The organism is Streptomyces humicola, from assembly GCF_024436035.1.
Taxonomy (GTDB): Bacteria; Actinomycetota; Actinomycetes; order Streptomycetales; family Streptomycetaceae; genus Streptantibioticus_B; species Streptantibioticus_B humicola.
The window spans coordinates 155247-175962 of the sequence record NZ_JANFNG010000002.1; the positions used below are offsets into that span (position 1 = coordinate 155247).

The window sequence follows — 20716 nt, forward strand, 5'->3', positions numbered from 1 at the left end:
TCCGCCTCCACGGCCTTGGAAGCTATCGATTGTCACCTACGTTCGCCGGTGCGGCTCCTGGCACATTCGGAACGTTCATCGCCCGCGAACGCGCTCTGGTCCACCGGTAGGCGGTGGTATCCGTTCCTGGCGGTTCACGGGGGGGGCGGATCGGCGGCACCTGCGCACCGATCTCGGCAAAAGTGGCAAGGGCGGCGGCATCGCCGCCGCCCGAAGGATCTCCCCGGTCGCCCATCGTGCGCAGACATAAACCGACAGCTTCGACCGGGACGCGCACGGGATGCCTCGCCGCGTCTGAGACGCGCAGGCCTGAGCAGTTGCCGGGGACCTCCCAGCCGATCCGCCGGGCAGTATCAGCAGCGTCGCGGTGAACGGCGCCACGGCTTCTCGGGGCGTGCGCCCCCTGCCCACCGATTCACTTCCGCGCACCATCCGTTCGTGAGAAATCGGACAGAACCGGGTGGGGATCCGTCGCGCCCCGGGCAGGTAAATCCGCTGGAGCTCACCCTGGTCTAGCCGGCCGTCCGCTACATGGCACCGGTCTTCCACACCCCTAACCTCAGCTTGGTGCTGACCATCGTCAGCCTCACCGGCGTGATCGCGGAGTCGCCCGTCGGCAAACTCGCCGACCTGCACGGCAAGAAGCGGGTGACGCTCGTCGTCAGCTCCTTGTTCGCCCTCGGCTCACTGCTGTGCGCGCTCGCACCCGACTTCCCGATGCTGCTCGCCGGGCGGGTCCTGCAGGACGTCTCGCTCGCCGTGATCGCAGTGCTCTACGGACTGCTGCGGGACATCCTGCCCGCACCCCTGGTCCCGTTCGGCTTCGGCGTGATCTCCGTCGGCCTCGGCGCTTCGGCGATCCTGGGGCCGTTCGTCGGCGGCGCGCTCATCGATCACTACGGCTTCCGCAGCGTGTTCTGGTTCAGCTTCACCGCCGTGACCGTCCTGGCCACGCTCTTCTGGGCCATCGTCCCGGAGTCGCCGGTGCGCCTTCCCCAGCGGCTCGACCTGACCGGCAGCGCGCTGCTCGGCGGCGGCACCGGCCTTCTGCTGCTCGCCACCACCGAGGGCGCCGCATGGGGCTGGACCTCGGCCGCCACCCTCACCTGCTGCACCGCAGGCGCCGCGGCCGTCCTGCGCTTCGTCCCGCACGCGCTGCGCAGCGACCATCCGCTGGTGGAGGTGCGTACCATCGCCGGGCCGCAGATGCGACTGCCCGTCCTCGCCACCGTATTGTGCGCCTTCGCTGTCTCCGGCTTCGCCTTCCTCGTCCCGCAGATGCTGCAGACGCCTCGCGCGGCGGGGGTGCACTACGGTTTCGGACTCGACGCGATGGGTGTCGCCCGTTACCAACTCCCCTACGGGATCACCGCGATCCTCGCCGGACTGTCGGGCGGCGCCCTCACCCGCAGGCGGGGTTCGCGCGCCACGCTCCTGGCCGCGACCGAACCGCTGACCGCGGCGCTGCTGCTGCTCGCCCTCGCGCACAGTGCGGCGTGGCAGGTGCTGGCCTGGACCGCGCCCTGCGATGGCAACGCCACCTCGCGCGAGAGCATCGTCCTCGCGCGGTCCTCGCGGCCTGGACCGACCATCACGGCGCTCGATGTCAGTGCAGGGTGCGCACGATCCGGGCCGGGTTGCCGACGGCGAGGACGCCGGCGGGCAGGTCCTTGATGACGACAGCTCCGGCGCCGACCACCGTGTTCTCGCCGATGGTCACCCCCCGGACAGACGATCACGCCGCCGCCGAGCCAGACATTGTCGCCGATGGTGACGGGCTCTCCCCGCTCCCAGCCGGAGCGCCGCCGCTCCGTGTCGAGCTCGTGGTTGGGTGTCAGCAACTGCGCGTTCGGCCCTATCTGCACATCCGTGCCGATGCTGATGGGCGCCGCGTCCAGAAAGACAGCGCCGAAATTGATGAACGTCCGCGCGCCGATGGTGATGTGGTAACCGAAGTCGCAGTGGAACGGGGCGCGTATCCGCACCCCCTCGCCCACGGAGGCGAGCAGCTGCTCGAGGATCTTCCGCCGCTCGTGCGGCGTGGCCAGACCTGCAGCGTTGTACGCCTCGCACAGCTCGAGCCGTCGCTGCGACTCCGCCGCCAGCTCGGGATCGTCGGGGATGTACCAGTCGCCGGCCAGCATGCGCCGCTTGTTCTCACCCATGGTGCCCCTCCCGTCCGCCACCCCGTCCCGGCGCGGCGTCGACGGGACGTCGCTCCCGGTAGAGGTTCTCCTCGTAGTGGCGCCCCGATTCCCTGAACGGGTGGCCCGGCCGTACCAACTCTGCCGTACGGGTCGCCCCGGCCTCACGCAGAAGACGACAGCATGTCGACAGCCGGCTCACCCGACCGCCGGTCACTCGGCGAGGGACCGCGTAGCCGGCACCGCCGACGGGGTGACAGTACCAATTCGGGGCGCCGGGCTGCGGCAGGCGTTCCATAATGGCCGTCCGGTGCCTGATCGGATGAATCGCATGATGAGGGTGGAGGTGTTTGTGAGCGGCACGGACCAGCCATGGGACATCGTCTCGGGGGTCGGCATCACGGCTCTGGCGGTGGCGTCCGCCAGAGCCGTCGAGACCAGCCGCCCCGACGCTTTGGTCGAGGACCCCTACGCGGCTCGCTTCGTCGAGGAGGCCCGGCCTCCTGTGCCACTGCCCACTTCGATCGACGACGTGACGGCGGCCGGGTCGCGGGGCGAAATGTGGTTGGCGATGTCCGCCTACATGGCCGTACGCACCCGCGCCTTCGACGACTACTTCGACCGGGCCGTCGGCGCCGGGGTCGAGCAAGTGGTGCTGCTGGCCGCGGGGCTGGACGTACGGGCGTTCCGGCTGCACTGGCCGCGGCAGCTGACGTGGTACGAGATCGACCAGCCCGCCGTGCTCGACTTCAAGCTGCGGGTGCTGCGCGACAGCGGCGCCACCCCGACCTGCGACCACCACGTTGTGGCGGTCGACCTGCGGCAGGACTGGGCGGCGGCCCTCGAAGCGGCGGGTTTCGACCGTTCGCGCCCCACCGCCTGGCTTGCCGAGGGGCTGCTTCCGTATCTACCCGCCGAGGCCGAGGACCGCCTGTTCCACGAGATCCACCGGCTGTCCGCCCGCGGCAGCCGGCTTGCCGTCGAGCACCTCGACGACATCTCGGAGGCGTTGAACGATACTGCGATGAAGGACAGTGCCGAGGCCATGGGCATCGACATCGCCGACCTGGTCCACACCGACCCGCGCCCTACCCCGAGCCAACGCCTGTCGGAACTGGGGTGGCAGAGCAGGAATGTCTCCGCCACGCAGACAGCCGCCGCTTACGGCCGCCCGCTGGAGCCGCCGTCATTCATGCAGCACGCCGTCCACGTCTTCGCGTATCTGCCTTAGCCCAGGCCGTCCTCGGTCGGCCCGCAGGCCCTCGACGTCGCACTCTGCTACGGCTGGATCGACGGGCAGAAGGGCACGTTCGACGACACGTTCTGGCTGCGGCGGTTCACTCCGCGCAAGGTCAAGAGCCAGTGGTCCAAGATCAACCGCGACAAGGCGATGGCGCTGATCGAGCGGGGCCGGATGCAGCGCTCGGGGCTGGCCGAGGTGGAAAGCGCCAAGGCCGACAGCCGATAGGAGGCTGCGTACGACGGGGCGAAGTCCGCCACGGTTCCGGACGATCCGACCCAGGCCCTCGCGGCAAACCCCGCCGCAGCCGAGTTCTTCGAGACCCTTGACCGACGGAACCGCTACGCGATCTTGTACCGCCTCCAGGACGCGAAGAAAGCCGAGACCAGGATGCGGCGGATCGAGAAGTTCATCACGATGCTGGTTCAGAAGCAGAGTTCTGCCCCTGATCACCCGGCCGGCGCCACACCTCCTCTCACGTCACTGCTGTGATGAGGAACGGCAGTTGGCCCGCCAGAGGCGTGCCCCGCCGAGCCGACCGGGACAGCGGCTACCTGCCGCAGGCCAGAAACGGTTCGACGAGACGGCCGATCACGCCGCCGACCAAGTGACCCTGACCAGTGAAGATCCGCACCGGTCCTTTAGGGTCAGGGACGCACCAGCAAGACACACCCATCAGCACACCACAGAAAACCGCGTACCAACACGCCGCGACCAGGACACCGCCGGACTTCATGCGGCGAACCGGTTCTGCGGTCCAGCCCGTTGACGTTCGGTCGCGGTATCGATAGGTTCCTGCCGTAGCTCGCTTCTGACAACGTTGTCGAAACCCCGTCATGTCACCTGGTCGAGGGGAGAGTTCATGCGTTCTGACGGTCTTCGCAGACAGCATCTCAGCCGCCGAGGGATGCTGGCAGCACTGGGGCTGGCCGGTGGGCTGAGCCTCACCGGCGGCCCGGGCGGGATCCTGCGGGCGACAGCGGCCACACGCGCCGACGTCGCCGGGAGCATGCCATCAGCGAGCGCGGCGGCCGAGGAGATCAAGACGGAATTCCTCCACGCCTGGAACGGGTACAAGCAATTCGCATGGGGTCATGACGAAGTGCACCCGCTGTCCGGGACATACAGCGAATTCTTCGTCCCCGGCCAGCCGATCGGACTGTCCATCATCGAGGCGCTGGACACGCTCTACGTCATGGAACTCGACCAGGAGCTGGCGGCCGGCGTCCAGTGGATCGAGGGCAATCTCAGCTTCGACATCGACGGCGACTTCCACGTGTTCGAGGCCATCATCCGGGTGGTCGGCGGCCTGTTGGCCGGTTATCTGGCGACCGGCAGCCATTCGCTGCTGGCCCTCACCGTCGACATCACCGACCGCCTGATGCCGGCGTTCGCCAAGTCCCCGACCGGTATGCCCTACCAGTACGTCAACCTGCGCACCGGCGAGGTGAGCGGCAACACCCCGCCGCTGGCGGAGATCGGCACCAACATCCTGGAATTCGGGCTGCTGTCGAGACTCACCGGTGACCGGAAGTACTACGACGCGGCGAAGACGGCATACCGGGCGGCCATCGCCAAGAGATCGTCGATCAACTTGATGGCCACGTCCTTGAACGTGGAGACCGGACAATGGGCCGACACCACCGATCAGGCTCCGAACCCGCCCTCCGACTCGTTCTACGAGTATCTGTGGGGAGGCTGGGCGCTGCTCGGCGACAGGCAATGCCGGGACTGGTTCGTGATGCTCAACGACGCGCTGACCACATATGCGTCGGAGACCTACGACGGTAACGTCTGGTACAAGCAGGTCGACTTCCAGACCGGCGCCTTGGTCGGCCGGAACCAGTCCGAGCTGGCCTCCTTCTATGCGGAGGTGCTGGGTCACGCGGGCGACCTGCCGCTCGGCGCCGCGTATTACCGTTCGTGGACGGCTGTGCTGGATAAGTTCCCGGTACTGCCCGAAGAGATCGACTACACCACCATCACGGCCACCTCGAAGGGCAACCAGTTCCGTCCCGAGTACGCCAACGCCTCCTTCGACCTGTACTTCCAGACCATGGACCCGTACTACGCCAGTACTGCCTACCAGTACTTCCAGGGCATGAAGGCCAATGCCAGGACGGCGAACGGGTACACGGTCCTCGACGACGTGACGACTACTCCGATGCAACAAGGCGACCTGTTCCCTGCCTACGGCTTCGCGGAGAACTTCAAGTACCTGTACCTGATTTTCGGTGGTTCTCCGCGGTTCAACAGCAAGAACTTCTACCTGTCCACCGAAGGCAAGATTCTTCGCGGGCTGCTCCCCGCCCGTTGACCGGTCCCTTCTCCCGTCCGGCGGCAGGCTGAGCCGGCGCGTTCCCGACAAGCACGTCACCGACGGAGACGGCCCACCCGGCCGGCCAGACCACGTCACCAGTCAGCACCTGCGGCGCCGGTGAGCCCCAGTGGCCGACACCAGCGACTGCTCGCTGACGGCGGACGAACTGGCCGGCCGCGGACCGGAGGGTTTCGTGGTTCGTCGCTGCGCCGAGGAATCGAACGGATGATGCAGCGGCCACCCGTGGACATGCCCTGGTTCAGCAGCGGATCCGAGCCGCCGACGTGCCTAGTCCCGTGAGGCCACGGAACGCCTGCTCAGGTGCGACGCGGCGGTACAGCTCGGCCTCCTCATAGCGATGGCAGCCCCGGTGCCAGGTGAGGATCCCGGCCATCCAGTCCTGCAGCTCCTGTACGTACCCGTCCAGCTCCCCGCGGGCTGCAGGATCGAGCGCGAAGTCTTCGTAGAGGACGGGGAGTTCGTGGGCGGCCACATGCTGGAACTGGCGCATCCGCGAGGACATCAAGTCGTTGACGATGGCCAGTCCCGTCGGATAGTCGCAGTCGAAGAAGTTCTGGACGACGAGGATCCCATTGTGAAGCTCCCCTTCGACCTCGATCTCCTTCTGGTAGGAGAAGACGTCGTTGAGCAGGGTCGCGTAGTCGACGGCGGAGTTCTCCAGCGACCGCATCGGACCGCTGCGATAGACGTCGGGCGGTAGCTGCCGAGCATGTGCGATCCGGCACAGGCTCATCGTCAGGTCCGCGCCGAAGGTGCTGCGTCGCATCTCGATGTAGTCGACCGGATCGGGGATGCGATGGTGGGCCTCATTGGCGAGCTCCCACAGCCAGCTGGAGATCATGGACTCGACGGCCGCGCGGAAGGTACGACGTGCGTCCTCGGCCATCGGGCCCGCGGTACGGGCCCACAGATCGGCGAGGCCGCGTTCGAGGGCATTCTCGGGCGCGGGAGCGGGCGCGGGAGCGGGCGCGGGAGCGGGCGCGGGAGCGGGCGCGGGAGCGGGCGCGCTGTCGGTGATGGGCATGAACTCCGTCAGGCGCCTGTTGCATGCCTCGGCGCCCGCAAGGTTCCGGGAACGTCCGAAGACGGCCGGGTAGTAGTCGTCCGCGTAGGTGCCCCAGGTCAGCCACTGCGAGGTCAGGTCGAGTTGCTCGGGTGAGGCGTCGGGGTGGATTCCCGCGGCGCACAGCGGGAAGTCGAAGCCGATGAGCTTGTGCTCGTCCCAGATATGGGAGCCGGGGACGCCGGGTTGCGGCTCCAACATCCCCATCCGCTGCGCCCACTCGGTGACGTGGCGGCGGGCCTCGTCCAGGTGCGGGCTGAGCGTGGTGGTGAACGGCATGAAGAAGTCGGGCAGCCGGGACGGGCCGACCCTGTTGTGCGGGACGTGGCAGAAGCCACGGGCGCGGTTCCGGGCGATCGTGGCCGCCGAGGTGCCCAGACCGCGCGGACCGAGACTGCTCGTGGGCCCGAGGATCGGCCAGGGAGCTGCGGACGCGGCGGTGCACGCGGCCCCGCCCGCACCGCCGTTCATGTAACGGCTGGACCGCATGTGCCATTCGTGGCCGCCCGCCTGCCAGTCCTGCAGCCCCTTGACGTACGCCAGAACGTCCGCGCAGGAGGCGGCATCGAGGCCCTTGTCGGCGAGGAGCGGTGCGAGTTCGGTCAAAGCCGTGTGCTCGAACTGCTGCAGCCTGGAGGTGAGCAGATCGTTGACGGCATCCGCGGCCTGCTGCGTGGAACAGTCCAGGAACCGCTCCAGAACCAGGACGCCATTGCTCAGTTCGCCCTCCTCCTCGGTCTCGCGCTGATAGGAGAACAGGTCGTTGCGCAGGTGCACGCCGTCGGAGAAGGCGTCCTTGAGCACCCGCATCGGCCGGGACTCGGCCACGGCGGGAGGGACCTCGGCCCCCGTCGCATACTCGACCAGCCCTGCCGACCAGGGAGCACCGCCGACCTTGCGGCGCATCTCGATGTACTCCACGGGGTTGGGGATCCGGTCGGCATTGATGTTGGACAGTTCCCACAGCGACTCGTTGAGGAGATTGCGGGTGCTCTGCGCGAACCGCGCCCGCCACTGCGAGGACATCGCAGGCACCGTGCGGGCCCACAGGTCCGCAAGTCCTGCCTCCACGGCATTGCCCGGCTCGGGAACCCCAGCGGAGGACTCCATCGGCATGAACGCCGGCAGCCGGTCGAGATAGGCCTTGCCACCGTCGCGGTCCTGCGACCGCTTGAAGGTCTCCAGGAAGTGGTCGTCGAAGAAGAACACCCACACGTACCACTCGGTCACCAGCGACAATGCCGCCGCCGATGCGTCGGGGTGGGTGTAGGAGCACAGCAGAGCGTAGTCGTGGGCGTCCAGGTCGTCGGCGTCCCAGATACCGGATCCCTCGAGCATTCCCATCGCGCGCGCCCAGGTCGTGGACGCCTTGCGTGCCTGTTCGAGGTGAGGATTGAGGCGTGCGGGATACGGCATGTAGAAGTCGGGGAGCTCAAAGGGCTGTTGCTTCATGTGACACCGGCCTTCCTGACAGCGACCGGCCAAGCTCTACCCCCGGCGCGGGCCGGTTATGACCCGACACGCATCAATGTGATCGTCACACGATGACGGGAAATCGGCGGAGGGCGGCAATGACAGCCGCCATCACCGCCGTGGTCGACCGCGAGCGAGCAGTCCTGCGCCAGGCCGGCGACGACTTGACCGGCACCGAAGTCGCCGCCTGCTTCCGCGTGCTGTCCCCGCCTCCTTCAACTCCTCGGCCAGGTCGACATGGACGAGCACCAGCCGGTGCCGCCCACCGGCGGATCCTCTGGTGTGGCATGCCCCGCACCGCCCTGCCGCCACCGCCGAAACCCGCCCCGGCCTGCGTAATCTTGGACCGCCCGCCTCACCGGCACGACGCCGGGAGGCTGCCGAACCATCAAGGGGAACATCCGTGGACCAGAGCATCGTTCACAAGGCGGTCTTTCTGCTGCGCGACTGCCACGAGCCGGAGCAGCAGGTCATCGAGCGGCTCAAGGACTACTTTCCGACGCTGACACTGGACGAGCGCGAGCGCTACACCAGCGAGGCGTGGGACATGGTGCACGGAAACCACTCCGCGATCTGACCCTCCGGGTCCCGGCCGAGGCCCGTACCGGCCCGGCGGCAAGGCCCTGAAGCGGCCACCCCGGGACCACTGTCACGCTACGAAGCGAACCGCCATGAGTCCAACGACAGTTGGACATACGCTCCATGCGAGAACGTCATGCGGCGCCCCGGTCCCGGCGCAGCCCCCGTACGGGCCGCGCGGTCGGCGGCCCCGCGTCACGGATCCAAGACGGTGTCGGTTCCGAGGGCCGCGGCCCGCAACGCGGCCGCGAGCCGGACGACCGGCTCGGCCGGCTGTTGCGGGAGCCGGGCCAGGAGCAAGCGCCGCGTTTCCTGCGGGCCGCCGCGCACCGGCAGGATGCGCACGCCGGGCGGTGCGGCGGGGGCCAGTGCGGAGGGCACGGTGGTGATGCCGCAGCCGGCGGCGACGAGATGCAGCTTCGCCAGCCAGTCCCGGGCCGTGTGCGCGACCTCGGGCCGCTCGTCCAGGCCCGGCCACACCCCCATGAGCCGCTCCGCGCCGAACGATGAACCGGCGATCCACCGCTGTCCGCGCAGCTCGGCCACGTCGACGAAATCCCCGCGGGCCAGCGGGTGCGCCGCGGGCACGGCCAGGCACAGGGCGCGCTCGGTGAGCGTCTGCACCACCAAGGGCGGCGACTCGGCGTCCGGTGCGCGAAACGGCGGTGCCGACGACAGCAGGGCGAGGTCGATGCTGCCCGCCCGCAGGGCGCGCACCAGCGCCGGGGTGCCACCCTCGCGGCTGACGACGTGCACGCCCGGATCGCTGCTCCGCAGCGCGGCAAGGGCTCGCGGAACCAAGGTCGTGCCGGCGCTGGGCACCCAGCCGAGGCGTACGGTGCCGCCCTCCTGCGGAAGGCCGGACAGCTCACGCGCGGTGGCCTCGATCTCGTCGAGCACGGTCGTGGCGCGGCGCATGACGACCTCGATGCGCGCCTGCACCACCTCTTCGACGGTGCGAGCCTCGACCAGGTCGGGTACGCCGTCGAGTCGTGGCGCAGCGCCATCCACCACCGGACCGCGCAGGAGGCGGGCTGGCCCATCTGGCTGAACGTGCCCTCGAAGGTCGCCCAGGTCGCCGCCGTCCGCGCGCTCGCCTCCGAACGCCGCGAACATGACCTCGCCACCGACACGCTGATCGCGGCCGTGTGCCCCGGCATGGTCGACACCGCCACCTCGCGCCCCTGGTTCAGCGACTACAGCCAGGCCCAGTCGCCGCCCCAGGCCGCCGAAGCCGTACTCGACCTGGTCTTCTCCGACCACGTCGATCCCGCCCTCTACGGCCAACTCGTCCGGGCAGGCAAAGCCCTGGACTGGCACGACGGCACGCCCCCGGTGGAGCAGGACCGCCTGGTCACGCCCTGAACGCCCAGAGCCGGCCGCCACACCCAGCTCAGTACGCAACGCAGTACACGGCAAGGAGTTCACTCATGAGCACCATCACCACCCCCTTAGGCTTCTCCAGCACGGCCACCGAGGTGGCGGAAGGGATCGACCTCGCCGGCCGCCAGGCGGTGGTCACCGGCGCCTCGTCCGGCCTCGGCGCCGAGACGGCCCGCGCCTTGGCCGGGACCGGCGCAAGCGTCACCCTCGCCGTCCGTGACATGGCGGCGGGTGAACGCGTCGCCAAGGGCATCACCGCATCGACCGGCAACCAGGACGTGCGGGTCGCACAGCTCGACCTCGCCGATCCGGGATCCGTCGCCGCCTTCACCCCCTCCTGGCAGGGTCCGCTGCACGTACTGGTGAACAATGCGGGCGTCATGGCCTGCCCCGAGCAGTACACCGAACAGGGCTGGGAGCAGCAGTTCGCCACCAACCACCTGGGCCACTTCGCCCTCGCCACCGCACTGCACGACGCACTGGCCGCCGACGGCAACGCCCGTGTCGTCGTGGTGAGTTCCACCGGCCACCAGCAGTCACCCGTCGTATGGGACGACGTCAACTTCGCCTTCCGTCCCTACGACCCGTGGCTGGCCTACGGCCAGTCCAAGACCGCGAACGTCCTCTTCGCGGTCGAGGCGACCCGCCGCTGGGCTGAGGACAACATCACTGCCAACGCCCTGATGCCCGGCGCCATCTACACGAACCTGCAGCGCCACACCGGCGGCCGAGGCAGCGGCCGGGTGCCCGCCGAGCTGATCAAGAGCATCGAGCAGGGCGCCGCGACCTCCGTCCTCCTCGCCACCTCGCCCCACCTCGAAGGCGTCGGCGGCCGGTACTTCGTCGACTGCAACGAGACCGAGGTCGTCGACCGGCGCTCCGGCACGCTGCACGGCGTCGCCCGCTACGCCGTCGACCCGGACAACGCCCGGCGCCTGTGGGACTTGTCGCAGGACCTGCTCACCCGGGCGAAGTCCTCGTAGAAGAAGGGCACGTCGGCCACTGGTCACGGCAATCCGTACCTGGTCCGGGGCCTGGGCAATGCAACCGTCGCGGCTGGCAAGACCGAGACACCTTCCTTGGGGAAGCTACCGCCGTATCGCCCGGCACCGGGGACGCAAAAAGACCGTCGTCCCGGTCGCCCGGCCGCTGCTGGTCACCATCTGGCACCTGCTCGCCGATCCGGAAGCCCGGTTCCACGACCTGGGTGCCGTCACCGCCGTCACCTTCTCCTCGGACGGCCTGGGTAGAGCGTGTCCGAAAGATCGTTCAGGGCCGCTTCGAGGACGGGCGAGAGCGTTCCTCTGACCGAGACGACGCCGGAGGGATACAGGGCGCGGCCGGAGGCGGCCACTGACGACACGGCCCTGGCGGTCATCCGCCTATGACGTGCATCGCCTCGCGTACACCGCGCTCCTACCCGGCGGTGACCAGCAGACACCGGCCGGGCCGGACACCGTCGTCCAACTCCACGGCGTCCACCGCGTGTTCCACGCTCCATCCGGCGCGCGTGAACAACTCGAGATGGGCATCGGCCGGCAGAATCGTCCGCCACGGCTCGCGCGCGCCGGAACGGCGCCTCGCGTTCGCGGCGGCGGCGACTTCGGCGGAGTCCAGCCCGTCCTCGTGGACGGCGAGGCTCGCGGCCAGGACGGAGCCGGAGGGGGCGCAGGCGCGCAGGCCCGTCAACAACCGGACGATGACCGGCTGTTCGAGGTAGACCAGCAGCCCCTCGCAGATGAACAGCGACCGCTCACCCGGATCGTGCCCGCAGGCCCCGAGGACCGTGGGGACATCGTCCTCACGGAAGTCCGCCGCGGCCAACACCGGTTCGTCCGCACGGGCACGCAGTGCACGCAGCCGCCGCGCCTTGTCGGTCTGCGTGGCCGGGTGGTCCACCTCGAAGAACCGCACGCCGGTGGTACGGAAACGCAGGGACCGGTCGTCGTAGCCGGCGCCCAGGACGACGATCTGGCGGATCCCGCCCCCCATTCCCGCCGTCACGTGTTCGTCGAAGAAGCGTGTACGGGCGGCGAGCTGCGGTCGCAGCCAGGGCGGCGGCGCGGAGCGCATTCCCGCGCACAGGTGTCGTTGGGCGTCGGGGTCGCCGTCGGGGCTGTGTGGCCGGGACAGTTCGGCCCGGGTCAGTGCGACGGCCTGGCTCGTCCGCGAGGGGCGGACGGCCGTGGGGCCGGGGCGGCGGGCCAGCCACCGCTCGGCGAAGGCGCTCAGTATGGAATTCATACGGCGTAGCGTACATATTTGTTGGCATGAGGGCAGGAATCCTCGGGCAATTTAGCACGTGTTAGCGTATGAACTGTGAACCATGGTGAGGATGGTGGCGAGGCGCTGGGTGCGGCCGCCGCGCTGCGCAGGGGTGCCACGCGGCTGGCGCGGCGGCTGCGCATGGAGCGGCCGGATCGGGGCGAGACGCTGCTCCAGCTGAGCGTGCTCGGCCACCTGAGCCGACGCGGAGCCATGAGTCCGGGTGATCTCGCCGCGATCGAGCGTGTTCAACCGCAGTCCCTCACCCGTACCCTCACGGGCCTGGAGGAGCGGCGGCTGATCACCCGTGGGCCCGATCCCTCCGACGGGCGGCGTTCACTTCTCACCATCACCGATGCGGGGCGGTGCGCCCTCCGCGACGACATGCGGCAACGGGACACCTGGCTGGCCGCCGCCATGGCCGCGCAGCTCACGACAGCCGAGAGGGAGCTGCTGCGGATCGCCGCCGGGCTCATGGAACGGCTGGCGGAGACCGACGAGCTCCCCCGCGATCCGAACACTCGTGTGGCGCTCCCCCGGATGGTGGACAACCATGGGTGAGAAAGGGTGCGACCACGCGCCTGTTCGGTGCGGGAACGGGAGCCGGGATGCCTCTGATCGACTATTCCGTGTTGCGCGATCTGCTTGCCGAGTTCGATGCCCTGACCGGTGCCCATAACGATGCGGCACCGGACACCGAGCAGCGGCTGGAGGACGTGAAGTACACGCTGTGCGTCTACACCGGTGTCCGAGATCCCGGCCAGGCCGTCGCCCGCGCGCGCAGTCTGCTGCGGCGGGTCGAGGCCACAGGCCGGGCGTAGCAGACGCCGGCACGGAAGTCCCCAATCCCGGCGCCCGGCGCAGGCATGACTGAGCCGGGCTCGGGTACGGCGTTCCAGCGTGACGGCACCCGCGGCGGCCGACTGGCCGCGGGCGCGAACTCTTGCATGCGCGAATTCACGCATGCGAGGAGCCGCGACGGACCTGAGGAGAATCATGACTGCCGCTCCCACGAACGCTCTCATCGGTCCCCGTTCCGATCTGGCGGACGTCTTCGAGCTCGCCCAGCAGTTGCGGGTCGACTCGATACGGGCCAGCACCAGCGCCGGTTCCGGCCATCCGACATCGAGCATGTCGGCCGCGGATCTGATGGCGGTGCTCCTCGCCCGGCATCTGCACTACGACTGGCATCACCCGGAGGACCCCGGCAACGATCACCTCGTCTTCTCCAAGGGCCACGCCTCGCCGCTGCTGTATGCCATGTTCACGGCGGCCGGCGTGGTCAGCGAGGAGGAGCTGCTGACCACCTACCGCCGCACGGGGTCGCGGCTGCAGGGGCATCCGACGCCGGTACTCCCATGGGTCGATGTGGCCACCGGCTCGCTCGGCCAGGGTCTGCCGTACGGCGTGGGGATGGCTCTGGCGGGGCGCAGGCTGGACCACGCGCCCTACAGGGTCTGGGTACTGTGCGGTGACAGCGAGATGACCGAGGGTTCGATGTGGGAGGCGCTGGACAAGGCCGGCCGCTACGGGCTGGCCAACCTCACGGCGATCGTCGACGTCAACCGTCTCGGTCAGCGCGGGCCCACCGAGCTGGGCTGGGATCTGGAGGCGTACGCCAACCGCGTGGAGGCTTTCGGGTGCGCGGCGCTGACGGTCGAGGGGCATGACGTGGCGGCGGTGGACAAGGCCTTCGAGGTGGCCTGCCGCGCCGAGCGCCCCACGGTCGTCCTGGCCAGGACCATCAAGGGGCGTGGGTTCGCTGAGGTGGAGGACGCCGAGGGATGGCACGGCAAGCCGCTGCCGCGGGAGATGGCCGACCGGGCGGTCGCCGCACTCGGCGGGGTGCGCCATCTGACCGTGCGTGGTCCCGGCCCGCACTCCGTCGCCGCTCGTCAGCCGTCCCACCCGGCAGCGGTGGAGCTGCCGCGCTTCAAGCAAGGTGAGAAGGTGGCGACCCGCTCCGCCTACGGCAAGGCTCTGGCGGCGTTGGGTGCGCGGCCCGAGGTGGTGGCGCTGGACGCGGAGGTCGGCAACTCCACGCACGCCGAGGACTTCGGGGAGGTGTATCCGGGGCGCTATGTGCAGACGTTCATCGCGGAGCAGCAGATGCTCGCCAGCGCGGTGGGGCTTGCGGTGCGCGGTCGCCGACCGTACGCGGCGACGTTCGCGGCGTTCCTCACACGTGCCCACGACTTCATCCGGATGGCTTCGGTCTCCGGGGTGTCCATCGCCCTGTGCGGTTCGCACTGCGGTGTGGAGATCGGCGCCGACGGGCCGTCCCAGATGGGCCTGGAGGACATCGCGATGATGCGGTCCGTGCACGGTTCGACGGTGCTGTATCCGAGCGACGCCATGTCGGCTGCCGCTCTCACGGCGGCGATGGCCGATCTGGAGGGGATCTCGTATCTGCGGACGACCCGCGGGGCGTACCCCGTGCTGTATCCGCCGCAGGAGCCGTTCCCTGTGGGCGGGTCCAAGACGCTGCGTTCCGGCGCGGAGGACCGGGTCACGCTGGTGGGAGCGGGTGTGACGCTCCACGAGTGCCTGGCTGCGGCGGACGAGCTCGCGGCGGAGGGCGTCCATGCGCGGGTGATCGACCTGTACTCGGTCAAGCCGGTGGACGGCGACACGCTGTGCAGGGCCGCGCGTGAGACGGGGGCGGTGGTGGTCGCCGAGGACCACCGGCCCGAGGGGGGCATCGGCGAGGCCGTGCTCCACGCTCTCGCCGGGCACGGCACCGTGCCGCGCTTCGCGGCTCTGGCCGTCGAGCAGATGCCCGGGTCGGGACCGTCCGGCGAACTGCTCGACGCGGCGGGGATCTCACGCGGGCACATCGCCGAGGCCGCGCGTCGGCTGCTCGCCGGCTGAGCGGGTGCGCAGCGCCGCGCGCGGTTCGCGTTGCGGCGTGGCGCCCCTGGAGCGAAGATTACATATCGTGTCCGTCCGGGTACTTGCCGCAACCGGCCCCCTCGGACCGGTACCGGTGCCCGTGCATGCCTGAATCGCAGTGGAGGGCTCATGTCCGTGACCCGATGCGGCGCCGTCTGCGCCGTGCTGTGCCTTTCGGGCGCGGGAGCCCTGCAGGCCCCGGCCTCGGCGGCCTCCCGGCCGGAGGTGTCTTCGTCGCGTATGTCCCCGTCGCAGATGTCCGCGGTGGACACCCAGCTGCTCACCGCGGCTCATCAGGGCAATCTCTGGGAGATCGCGACCGGGCAGGATGCCCGGACCGATGCGACGACCTCGTGTGTCAAGGAGGTCTCGGCGGTCTTCGTCCGCGACCACCGCACGCTCGACGCGGGGGTCGCCGAGGCCGCGAAACAGGTGGGGCTGGCGCTGCCCGCTCTCCAGAGCCCGGGCCAGGCGCAGCAGCGCGCCGCTCTCCGCACGGTGGCCGGGAAGCGCTCGTACGACACGCAGTGGCTGCGGGCGCAGTACACGGCGCATGTCCAGACCCTGGCGCTGATCGACAAGGAGCTCGCCTCCGGGACCAGCCCGGTGGTCAAGGCGCTGGCCAAGGGGGCCCGGCCGGTGGTCGTGCAGCACACGCAGATGGTGCTCGGCGGCGTGTGCCACGGGAAGGCGCCGGCCGGCAGTGTCAACGCGGGTGCGGCCGGCAGCCGGCTGGCCGCCGCGGCATACGGGCCACAGGACTCCACGGCGGCCGCAGCCTTCGCCGGCGTGCTGCTCGGCGGGTCGGGTGTGGCGTGGGTGGCCCGTCGGCGGCGGTCCTCGCGACGGTGACGGAGGCAAGCGGGGGCGTTGAGGAGCGGGGCGGTACGAGGAGGGGGAGGTGTCCGAGCGGTTCGACCGGCCGGTGCGCTGTTCGTCCGGGCACGTCTTCACGACGATCCGGTTGCCGTTGGTTTCGCTGAAGGCCGTCCGGGTCGGCCCGTGGCGCCTCCAGCGCTGCCCGGTCGGAGTTCACTGGGCGCAGGCCGCCCCGCTGGATCCGGCGGAGCCGGTGAGCCCGGAGGAGTGCGCCGCTGCTCGTTCGGTGCACGACGGCCGCATCCCCTGAGCGGGCGTCAGGGCCCCGCCTCATGCCGACGCGGGGTATTCGCGGATCACCTCCGCGGCTTTCTTGTCGTCGCGCAGGCCGACGAAGCGCGGATGGCGCAGCCGGCCGTCGGCCGTCCACTCGGTGAAGTCGATCCGGGCGACGAGTTCGGGCCTGACCCAGTGCGCCGTCCGCTCCGCGACGGGTTCGTCGAATGCGGGGTGCGGCTGTTCGAGGGTATCCAGGCGCCGGCGCAGCCCCACCAGGGTGGCGTCGTCGTATCCGGTGCCGGCCTTGCCTGCGTAACGCAGTCGTCCGCCCTCGTAGTAGCCGAGCAACAGGGCGCCGAAGCCGAGGCGGCTGCCGGAGGGTTCGGTGAAGCCCGCGATCACCAGCTCCTGGGCCGCGGTGCATTTGAGCTTGACCCAGTCCGGTGAGCGGCGCTGCTGGTAGCGGCTGTCGGCTCGTTTGGCGACGAGGCCTTCCCAGCCGCGGCGGCAGGCGTCGTCGAGCAGATCCCGTGCTCCGGGGTCCGCGTTGCGGTGGGCGTTGTAGCGCAGCGGCCCGGTGAACTCCACGGCTCGGCGCAGCAGGCTCTTGCGGGAGCGCAGTGGCAGGACGGTGGTGTCGTAGCCGCCCAGGTGGAGGAGGTCGAAAAGGTAGTAGGTGACTCGGATGCTGCTGAGTCCGGCGGCCACGGGGTCGGTGATGTGCATGCGCCGCTGGAGGCGGGCGAAGTCGGTGCGGCCGCGGTTCATGGCGACGATCTCGCCGTCGACGACGAAGTGTTCCAGGGGCTGGCGTGCGAGTGCTTGGACGATTTCGGGATAGGTGCGCTCCAGCGGCCTTCCGGTGCGCGAGGTGAGCCGGATGTCGTCACCGTCACGGAAGGCGATGGCCCGCACACCGTCGAGTTTGCGCTCGAACACCCATTCCGTCCCGAAGGAACGCCGTCGGCCGGGCACGGCGAGCATGGGCTTGATCCGCTCGGGGACGGGCTGGACGGCGGGGCCGGGTGCGGCCCGGTCCGTCGTGCCGTCTTCGCCGGGTCTCCTCATGGTGCCTGTCTACCCGCTGCTGCGCCCGTTCGCCGCACCGCTCGCGGCCGCCGGAAGTCATGCCGGGGCTCGCCGGCGCAGCAGGAATGCCAGGGTGATCAGGAGCACGGGCAGTCCGGTGAGGTGGTAGGCGATGTCCACCGGCGAGCCACCGCGGAGGGTGAAGCTCAGCCCGACGAGGAACCCGGCGATCGCGAAGCCTGTTGCCCCGAGCGCAAGGCGCCGGGCCCGGCCAGGAGCCCGCCGCAGCGCGAAGGCCCCGGTCGCGAGAACCACGGCGATCACCGCCTCGGCGATTCCCGCGCCGCCGGGCCGGTACGGCTTGGAGCCGCCCTGGATGACGCCGCTCAGGTGCAGGACGGACATCACCACGAGGGAGGCCGCGACGGCTCCCATCAGGGCGACGGTCTTCGTTGTGTCTGTAGGCGTGGCTGTCGACGCGGCTGCGTCGTGGTCGTCGTGGAGTGGATCGGCGGGCTGCGGCATCGGCATGGTGTCATCGTGACGAACCAGCCGGCTCGGCGTCGTCCTGCGCCGGGAGACGGCCGGTCTACGCCCCTCGGAGTACGTGGGGAAGCAGGGAATGCGTGCGCCGCCCCCGTCCTGCTGCGTCGGAGGACGGGGGCGGCGAGGGCCGGCATGGCAGCGGGCCGGGTCAGCGCCAGGTGTCGTTGATGGTGACGGATCCCGATGCCGGGGTGGTGTAGGAGTTGTTGGGGTCGGATTCCCAGGTGATCGAACCGTCCGGGTTCTTCTTTATGTACTTGTACTGGAAGGACGTGTTCGCGGGGATGGCGACGGTGTCGGACCAGATCGGGTAGGTGGCCGCGGAAAGCGGTACGGCCTGGTTGGTGTTCCAGTCGCCGAGGGCCGGGATCGAGCCCACCACGTACACGTTCTGTCCGTAGTAGGTGGTGGCGTTGACGTCGAAGGTGGTCTGGACCTGGGTCACGTCGGCGTAGCGCTGCGCGACGATGTCGGGTGTGTCGACGGTCTTGCCCGCGGAGATGTCGATGGCGAGGCGGACGTACTGCGCCATGGCCCACATCAGCGGGGTGGAGGAGTTGTCGGGCTGGCCCTGGGTGAAGCCGTCGGCGCTCGCGGTAGGCCAGATCTGCTCGGAGATCTGGTAGCCGGCGTTGGCGGCGTTGGCCATTGAGGTGAGCATCGACTGGGCGTCGGTGGCGTCACCGTTCTGGACGTCGTACTCGCCGCGTTCGCCGGAGAGTACCGGCCAGGGGCGGCCGATTCCGGCCCCGGTGTAGTCGCCTCCCGTGGTGGTCTCGCCGTAGCCGTCGTGGTTGTAGCGGCCCCAGTAGGTGCCGTATCCGGGGATGGTCGTCTTGATGGCGGAGTCGACCGCGGCGAGCGATTTGGTGATCTGCGGGGAGGCCGGGGCCTTGATGCCGAGCCGGGTCAGCTCGAGGAAGCCCTGGTCGACGATGGCGCGTTCGTCGTACGTTCCGCCGCCGTTGGAGATGTTGACGGTGTCGCCGTTGTTGGGGTTGCCGTTCGGGGTGATGCGGACGTAGTACGAGCCGCCGGCTATGGAACCGGTGGTGGTGAAGGTGTCGGTGTCGATCGCTGCCTCGAAGGAGTCGGCGGTCGACAGATAGGTGTTGGCGTCGGTGGTGTCACCGTTGGCGTTGGCGATGTTCGCCGCGCAGACCAGTCCGGCCACCTCGGCGGCCATGGTCGAGGGCGAGTAGCCGCCGTTCTCCTCCCAGCGTTCCTCCCCGGTCTTCGGTCCGTTGCTGACGAGGTAGTTGGCGAGCAGCTGAAGCTTCGACCAGGTGGCCGAATCCTTTCTGCCGAGCTGGTAGGCGAGGATGATCGGAAAGGCGACCTCGTCCATCTGGGTGCCGCCCCAGACCTGATTGCCGTTGAGCCAGCTGTTCTGCTTGACGTAACCGCTGGAGGTCTCCTCGTAGTTGAGGATGTAGCTCAGCGCGTCGTTGGCGTCGGCCTTGTCGCCTGCGGCGAGCAGGGCGGTCGCCATCTGGTACTCGTCCCGCGTCCAGACCAGGTGGTAGCCGTGCTGGCCGGCGCTGTCGGCACTGACGCTCGCGCCCCACGGAACGGTGGGCGCGGCGATGAAGCCGCCGGCGTAGTTCTTGTCCTCGTCGGCCTTCACTTCCATCAGCGAGACGTTGTACTGCGCCTTGAGCTTGGAGTCGCCCGTCACCGAGGACGGGGCCGCGTTCAGGCCGGACATCCAGGAGTGCCAGCCGGATTGGAAGGAGCTCTCGGCCGAGGAGAAGCCGCTGCTCAGCGAGGCGGAGGCGTCCGAGACCGCGGCGGCGGCACTGGAGTCGAAGGCAAGCGCCAAGGTGAACGTGGTCGAACCGCCGGCCGCGACGGGGATCTGGGCGGTCTGGGAGATGTGGCCGGCTGTGTCGGCGGTCTGGCCATCGGTGGTGAGGGTGTGGCTGGTGGTGAGCTCCGATGCGCCGTCACTGGAGGTGCCCGCGTAGCCGCTTGACGTCCGGGTGAATCCGGTGGACGCGGCGAGCGCGCTGGAGACCGAGCCGTTGGTCGCCGTCAGGTCACCGCTGACGGTGTCGGTGGTGCCGGTGTTGCCCATGCCGTCGTTGCCGAGTGCGGGGTTGTACTGCGCGTACAGCGACAGTGGCGTGGAGGAGAGGTTGTCGAACGTCGTCTGCACCAACACGACGGAGCGGGCCGGGTCGGCGATGTAGGTCTTGGTGATTTTGTACTTGCCGTTGGTGGCGATGTTGGTCTGCCGCCACTCCAGCGACGTGGGGTCCGTCAGGGAGATGGCGTGGCTGGTATTCGCCACTTCGTTGTCGGTGAACGACGAGCCGTCGGTGACGTAGTACTGCAGGCCGAAGGTGTCGGGGGTGTCGGTCTGAGGGTAAAAGACGTTCTGCAACTCACCGTTGCCAACGGTGTACCAGACTTTGGAGGACGACGACAAGGCGTCCGCGAAGCCTTGTACGGTCGGCTCGTTCCAGTAGGCATCGGCGCCCGGCGCACCCGGGGCCGTGGCCGCGGCGGCGGGTCCGCCGACCGCGGTGAGCACGGCAGCGGCCATGGTGATCGCCGCGGTGAAGAGCGAAGTTCTCTGCAGCCATGGTCGTTCTTCGGAACTCGGCATATCGCCACCCGTCCCTTGGTAGCGGTCGGTTGAGGGGGAACCGACGTGGGTG

At 69.4% G+C, this 20716-nt stretch carries 18 protein-coding genes and 2 pseudogenes; 13 read left to right on the forward strand and 7 right to left on the reverse strand.

Translation table 11 applies throughout. The features are described 5' to 3' along the window. The first annotated feature begins 531 nt into the window (after positions 1-531). On the forward strand, positions 532-1674 hold the full coding sequence (locus NGB36_RS04120) for an MFS transporter (protein WP_269469789.1): 1143 nt from the start codon (positions 532-534) through the stop codon (positions 1672-1674). Here the strand turns inward: NGB36_RS04120 and NGB36_RS04125 are convergent. Further along, positions 1607-2165, reverse strand: a pseudogene (locus NGB36_RS04125) (sugar O-acetyltransferase). The gene NGB36_RS04120 and the pseudogene NGB36_RS04125 sit on opposite strands and share 68 nt — an antisense overlap. A gap of 331 nt (positions 2166-2496) precedes the next feature. Here NGB36_RS04125 and NGB36_RS04130 point away from each other — a divergent pair. The 4 genes and pseudogenes from NGB36_RS04130 (at position 2497) to NGB36_RS04140 (ending at position 5701) form a co-directional block, all read left to right on the forward strand. Continuing rightward, positions 2497-3375: an SAM-dependent methyltransferase gene (locus NGB36_RS04130; RefSeq protein WP_255918657.1), complete on the forward strand. Its 879-nt coding sequence runs from the start codon at positions 2497-2499 to the stop codon at positions 3373-3375. A gap of 57 nt (positions 3376-3432) precedes the next feature. Further along, positions 3433-3612 (forward strand): YdeI/OmpD-associated family protein, encoded by a 180-nt coding sequence (locus NGB36_RS34120; protein ID WP_505016737.1) that lies wholly within the window; start codon positions 3433-3435, stop codon positions 3610-3612. Between the two features lie 87 nt (positions 3613-3699). Then, positions 3700-3876 (forward strand): annotated as a pseudogene (locus NGB36_RS33365) (YdeI/OmpD-associated family protein); the annotation flags it as partial. 370 nt (positions 3877-4246) lie between these two features. Next, a complete protein-coding gene (locus tag NGB36_RS04140) occupies positions 4247-5701 on the forward strand; it encodes a glycoside hydrolase family 47 protein (RefSeq protein WP_255918658.1) in 1455 nt (484 codons plus the stop codon). Positions 5702-5963: 262 nt separating this feature from the next. On the opposite strand, the gene NGB36_RS04145 is transcribed toward NGB36_RS04140, so the two are convergent. Continuing rightward, the gene (locus NGB36_RS04145; RefSeq protein WP_255918659.1) at positions 5964-8240 is read right to left on the reverse strand and encodes a terpene synthase family protein; all 2277 of its coding nucleotides are present in this window, start codon (positions 8238-8240) and stop codon (positions 5964-5966) included. A gap of 424 nt (positions 8241-8664) precedes the next feature. Here NGB36_RS04145 and NGB36_RS04150 point away from each other — a divergent pair, with 424 nt between their 5' ends. Further along, a complete protein-coding gene (locus NGB36_RS04150; RefSeq protein ID WP_255918660.1) occupies positions 8665-8838 on the forward strand; it encodes a hypothetical protein in 174 nt (57 codons plus the stop codon). A gap of 197 nt (positions 8839-9035) precedes the next feature. Here NGB36_RS04150 and NGB36_RS04155 read toward each other — a convergent pair whose 3' ends face one another. Continuing rightward, positions 9036-9812 (reverse strand): LysR substrate-binding domain-containing protein, encoded by a 777-nt coding sequence (locus NGB36_RS04155; RefSeq protein WP_255919012.1) that lies wholly within the window; start codon positions 9810-9812, stop codon positions 9036-9038. Positions 9813-9893: 81 nt separating this feature from the next. On the opposite strand from NGB36_RS04155, the gene NGB36_RS04160 reads away from it, so the two are divergent. Together NGB36_RS04160 and NGB36_RS04165 are read left to right on the forward strand one after the other, a co-directional pair. Beyond that, positions 9894-10205, forward strand: a complete 312-nt coding sequence (locus tag NGB36_RS04160) for a Rossmann-fold NAD(P)-binding domain-containing protein (protein ID WP_255918661.1) — start codon at positions 9894-9896, stop codon at positions 10203-10205. 65 nt (positions 10206-10270) lie between these two features. Continuing rightward, positions 10271-11206, forward strand: coding sequence for an SDR family NAD(P)-dependent oxidoreductase (locus NGB36_RS04165; protein WP_255918662.1), 936 nt, complete (start codon positions 10271-10273; stop codon positions 11204-11206). A 433-nt stretch (positions 11207-11639) separates the two neighbouring features. Here the strand turns inward: NGB36_RS04165 and NGB36_RS04170 are convergent, their stop codons facing one another. Next, positions 11640-12467 (reverse strand): class I SAM-dependent methyltransferase, encoded by an 828-nt coding sequence (locus NGB36_RS04170; protein ID WP_255918663.1) that lies wholly within the window; start codon positions 12465-12467, stop codon positions 11640-11642. A 75-nt stretch (positions 12468-12542) separates the two neighbouring features. Between NGB36_RS04170 and NGB36_RS04175 the strand changes: the two genes are divergently transcribed. The 5 genes from NGB36_RS04175 to NGB36_RS04195 all read left to right on the forward strand — a co-directional run bounded on the left by NGB36_RS04175 (position 12543) and on the right by NGB36_RS04195 (position 16509). Further along, entirely contained in the window at positions 12543-13049 is a 507-nt protein-coding gene (locus NGB36_RS04175; RefSeq protein ID WP_255918664.1) for a MarR family winged helix-turn-helix transcriptional regulator, read from the forward strand. Positions 13050-13096: 47 nt separating this feature from the next. Continuing rightward, a complete protein-coding gene (locus tag NGB36_RS04180) occupies positions 13097-13309 on the forward strand; it encodes a DUF5133 domain-containing protein (protein ID WP_255918665.1) in 213 nt (70 codons plus the stop codon). Between the two features lie 175 nt (positions 13310-13484). Further along, positions 13485-15359 carry a transketolase gene (locus NGB36_RS04185; RefSeq protein ID WP_255918666.1) on the forward strand — a complete coding sequence of 625 codons (1875 nt, stop codon included), beginning with the start codon at positions 13485-13487 and terminating at the stop codon, positions 15357-15359. 150 nt (positions 15360-15509) lie between these two features. Further along, positions 15510-16232, forward strand: coding sequence for a DUF4142 domain-containing protein (locus NGB36_RS04190; RefSeq protein ID WP_255918667.1), 723 nt, complete (start codon positions 15510-15512; stop codon positions 16230-16232). Between the two features lie 49 nt (positions 16233-16281). Then, a complete protein-coding gene (locus tag NGB36_RS04195) occupies positions 16282-16509 on the forward strand; it encodes a hypothetical protein (RefSeq protein WP_255918668.1) in 228 nt (75 codons plus the stop codon). A 20-nt stretch (positions 16510-16529) separates the two neighbouring features. On the opposite strand, the gene ligD is transcribed toward NGB36_RS04195, so the two are convergent. The 3 genes from ligD to NGB36_RS04210 form a co-directional block, all read right to left on the reverse strand. Further along, positions 16530-17546, reverse strand: coding sequence for a non-homologous end-joining DNA ligase (gene ligD / locus NGB36_RS04200; protein WP_372509366.1), 1017 nt, complete (start codon positions 17544-17546; stop codon positions 16530-16532). A 57-nt stretch (positions 17547-17603) separates the two neighbouring features. Continuing rightward, entirely contained in the window at positions 17604-18038 is a 435-nt protein-coding gene (locus tag NGB36_RS04205) for a hypothetical protein (protein ID WP_255918669.1), read from the reverse strand. A gap of 163 nt (positions 18039-18201) precedes the next feature. Continuing rightward, a complete protein-coding gene (locus NGB36_RS04210; RefSeq protein ID WP_255918670.1) occupies positions 18202-20664 on the reverse strand; it encodes a glycoside hydrolase family 15 protein in 2463 nt (820 codons plus the stop codon). Positions 20665-20716: the final 52 nt, after the last annotated feature.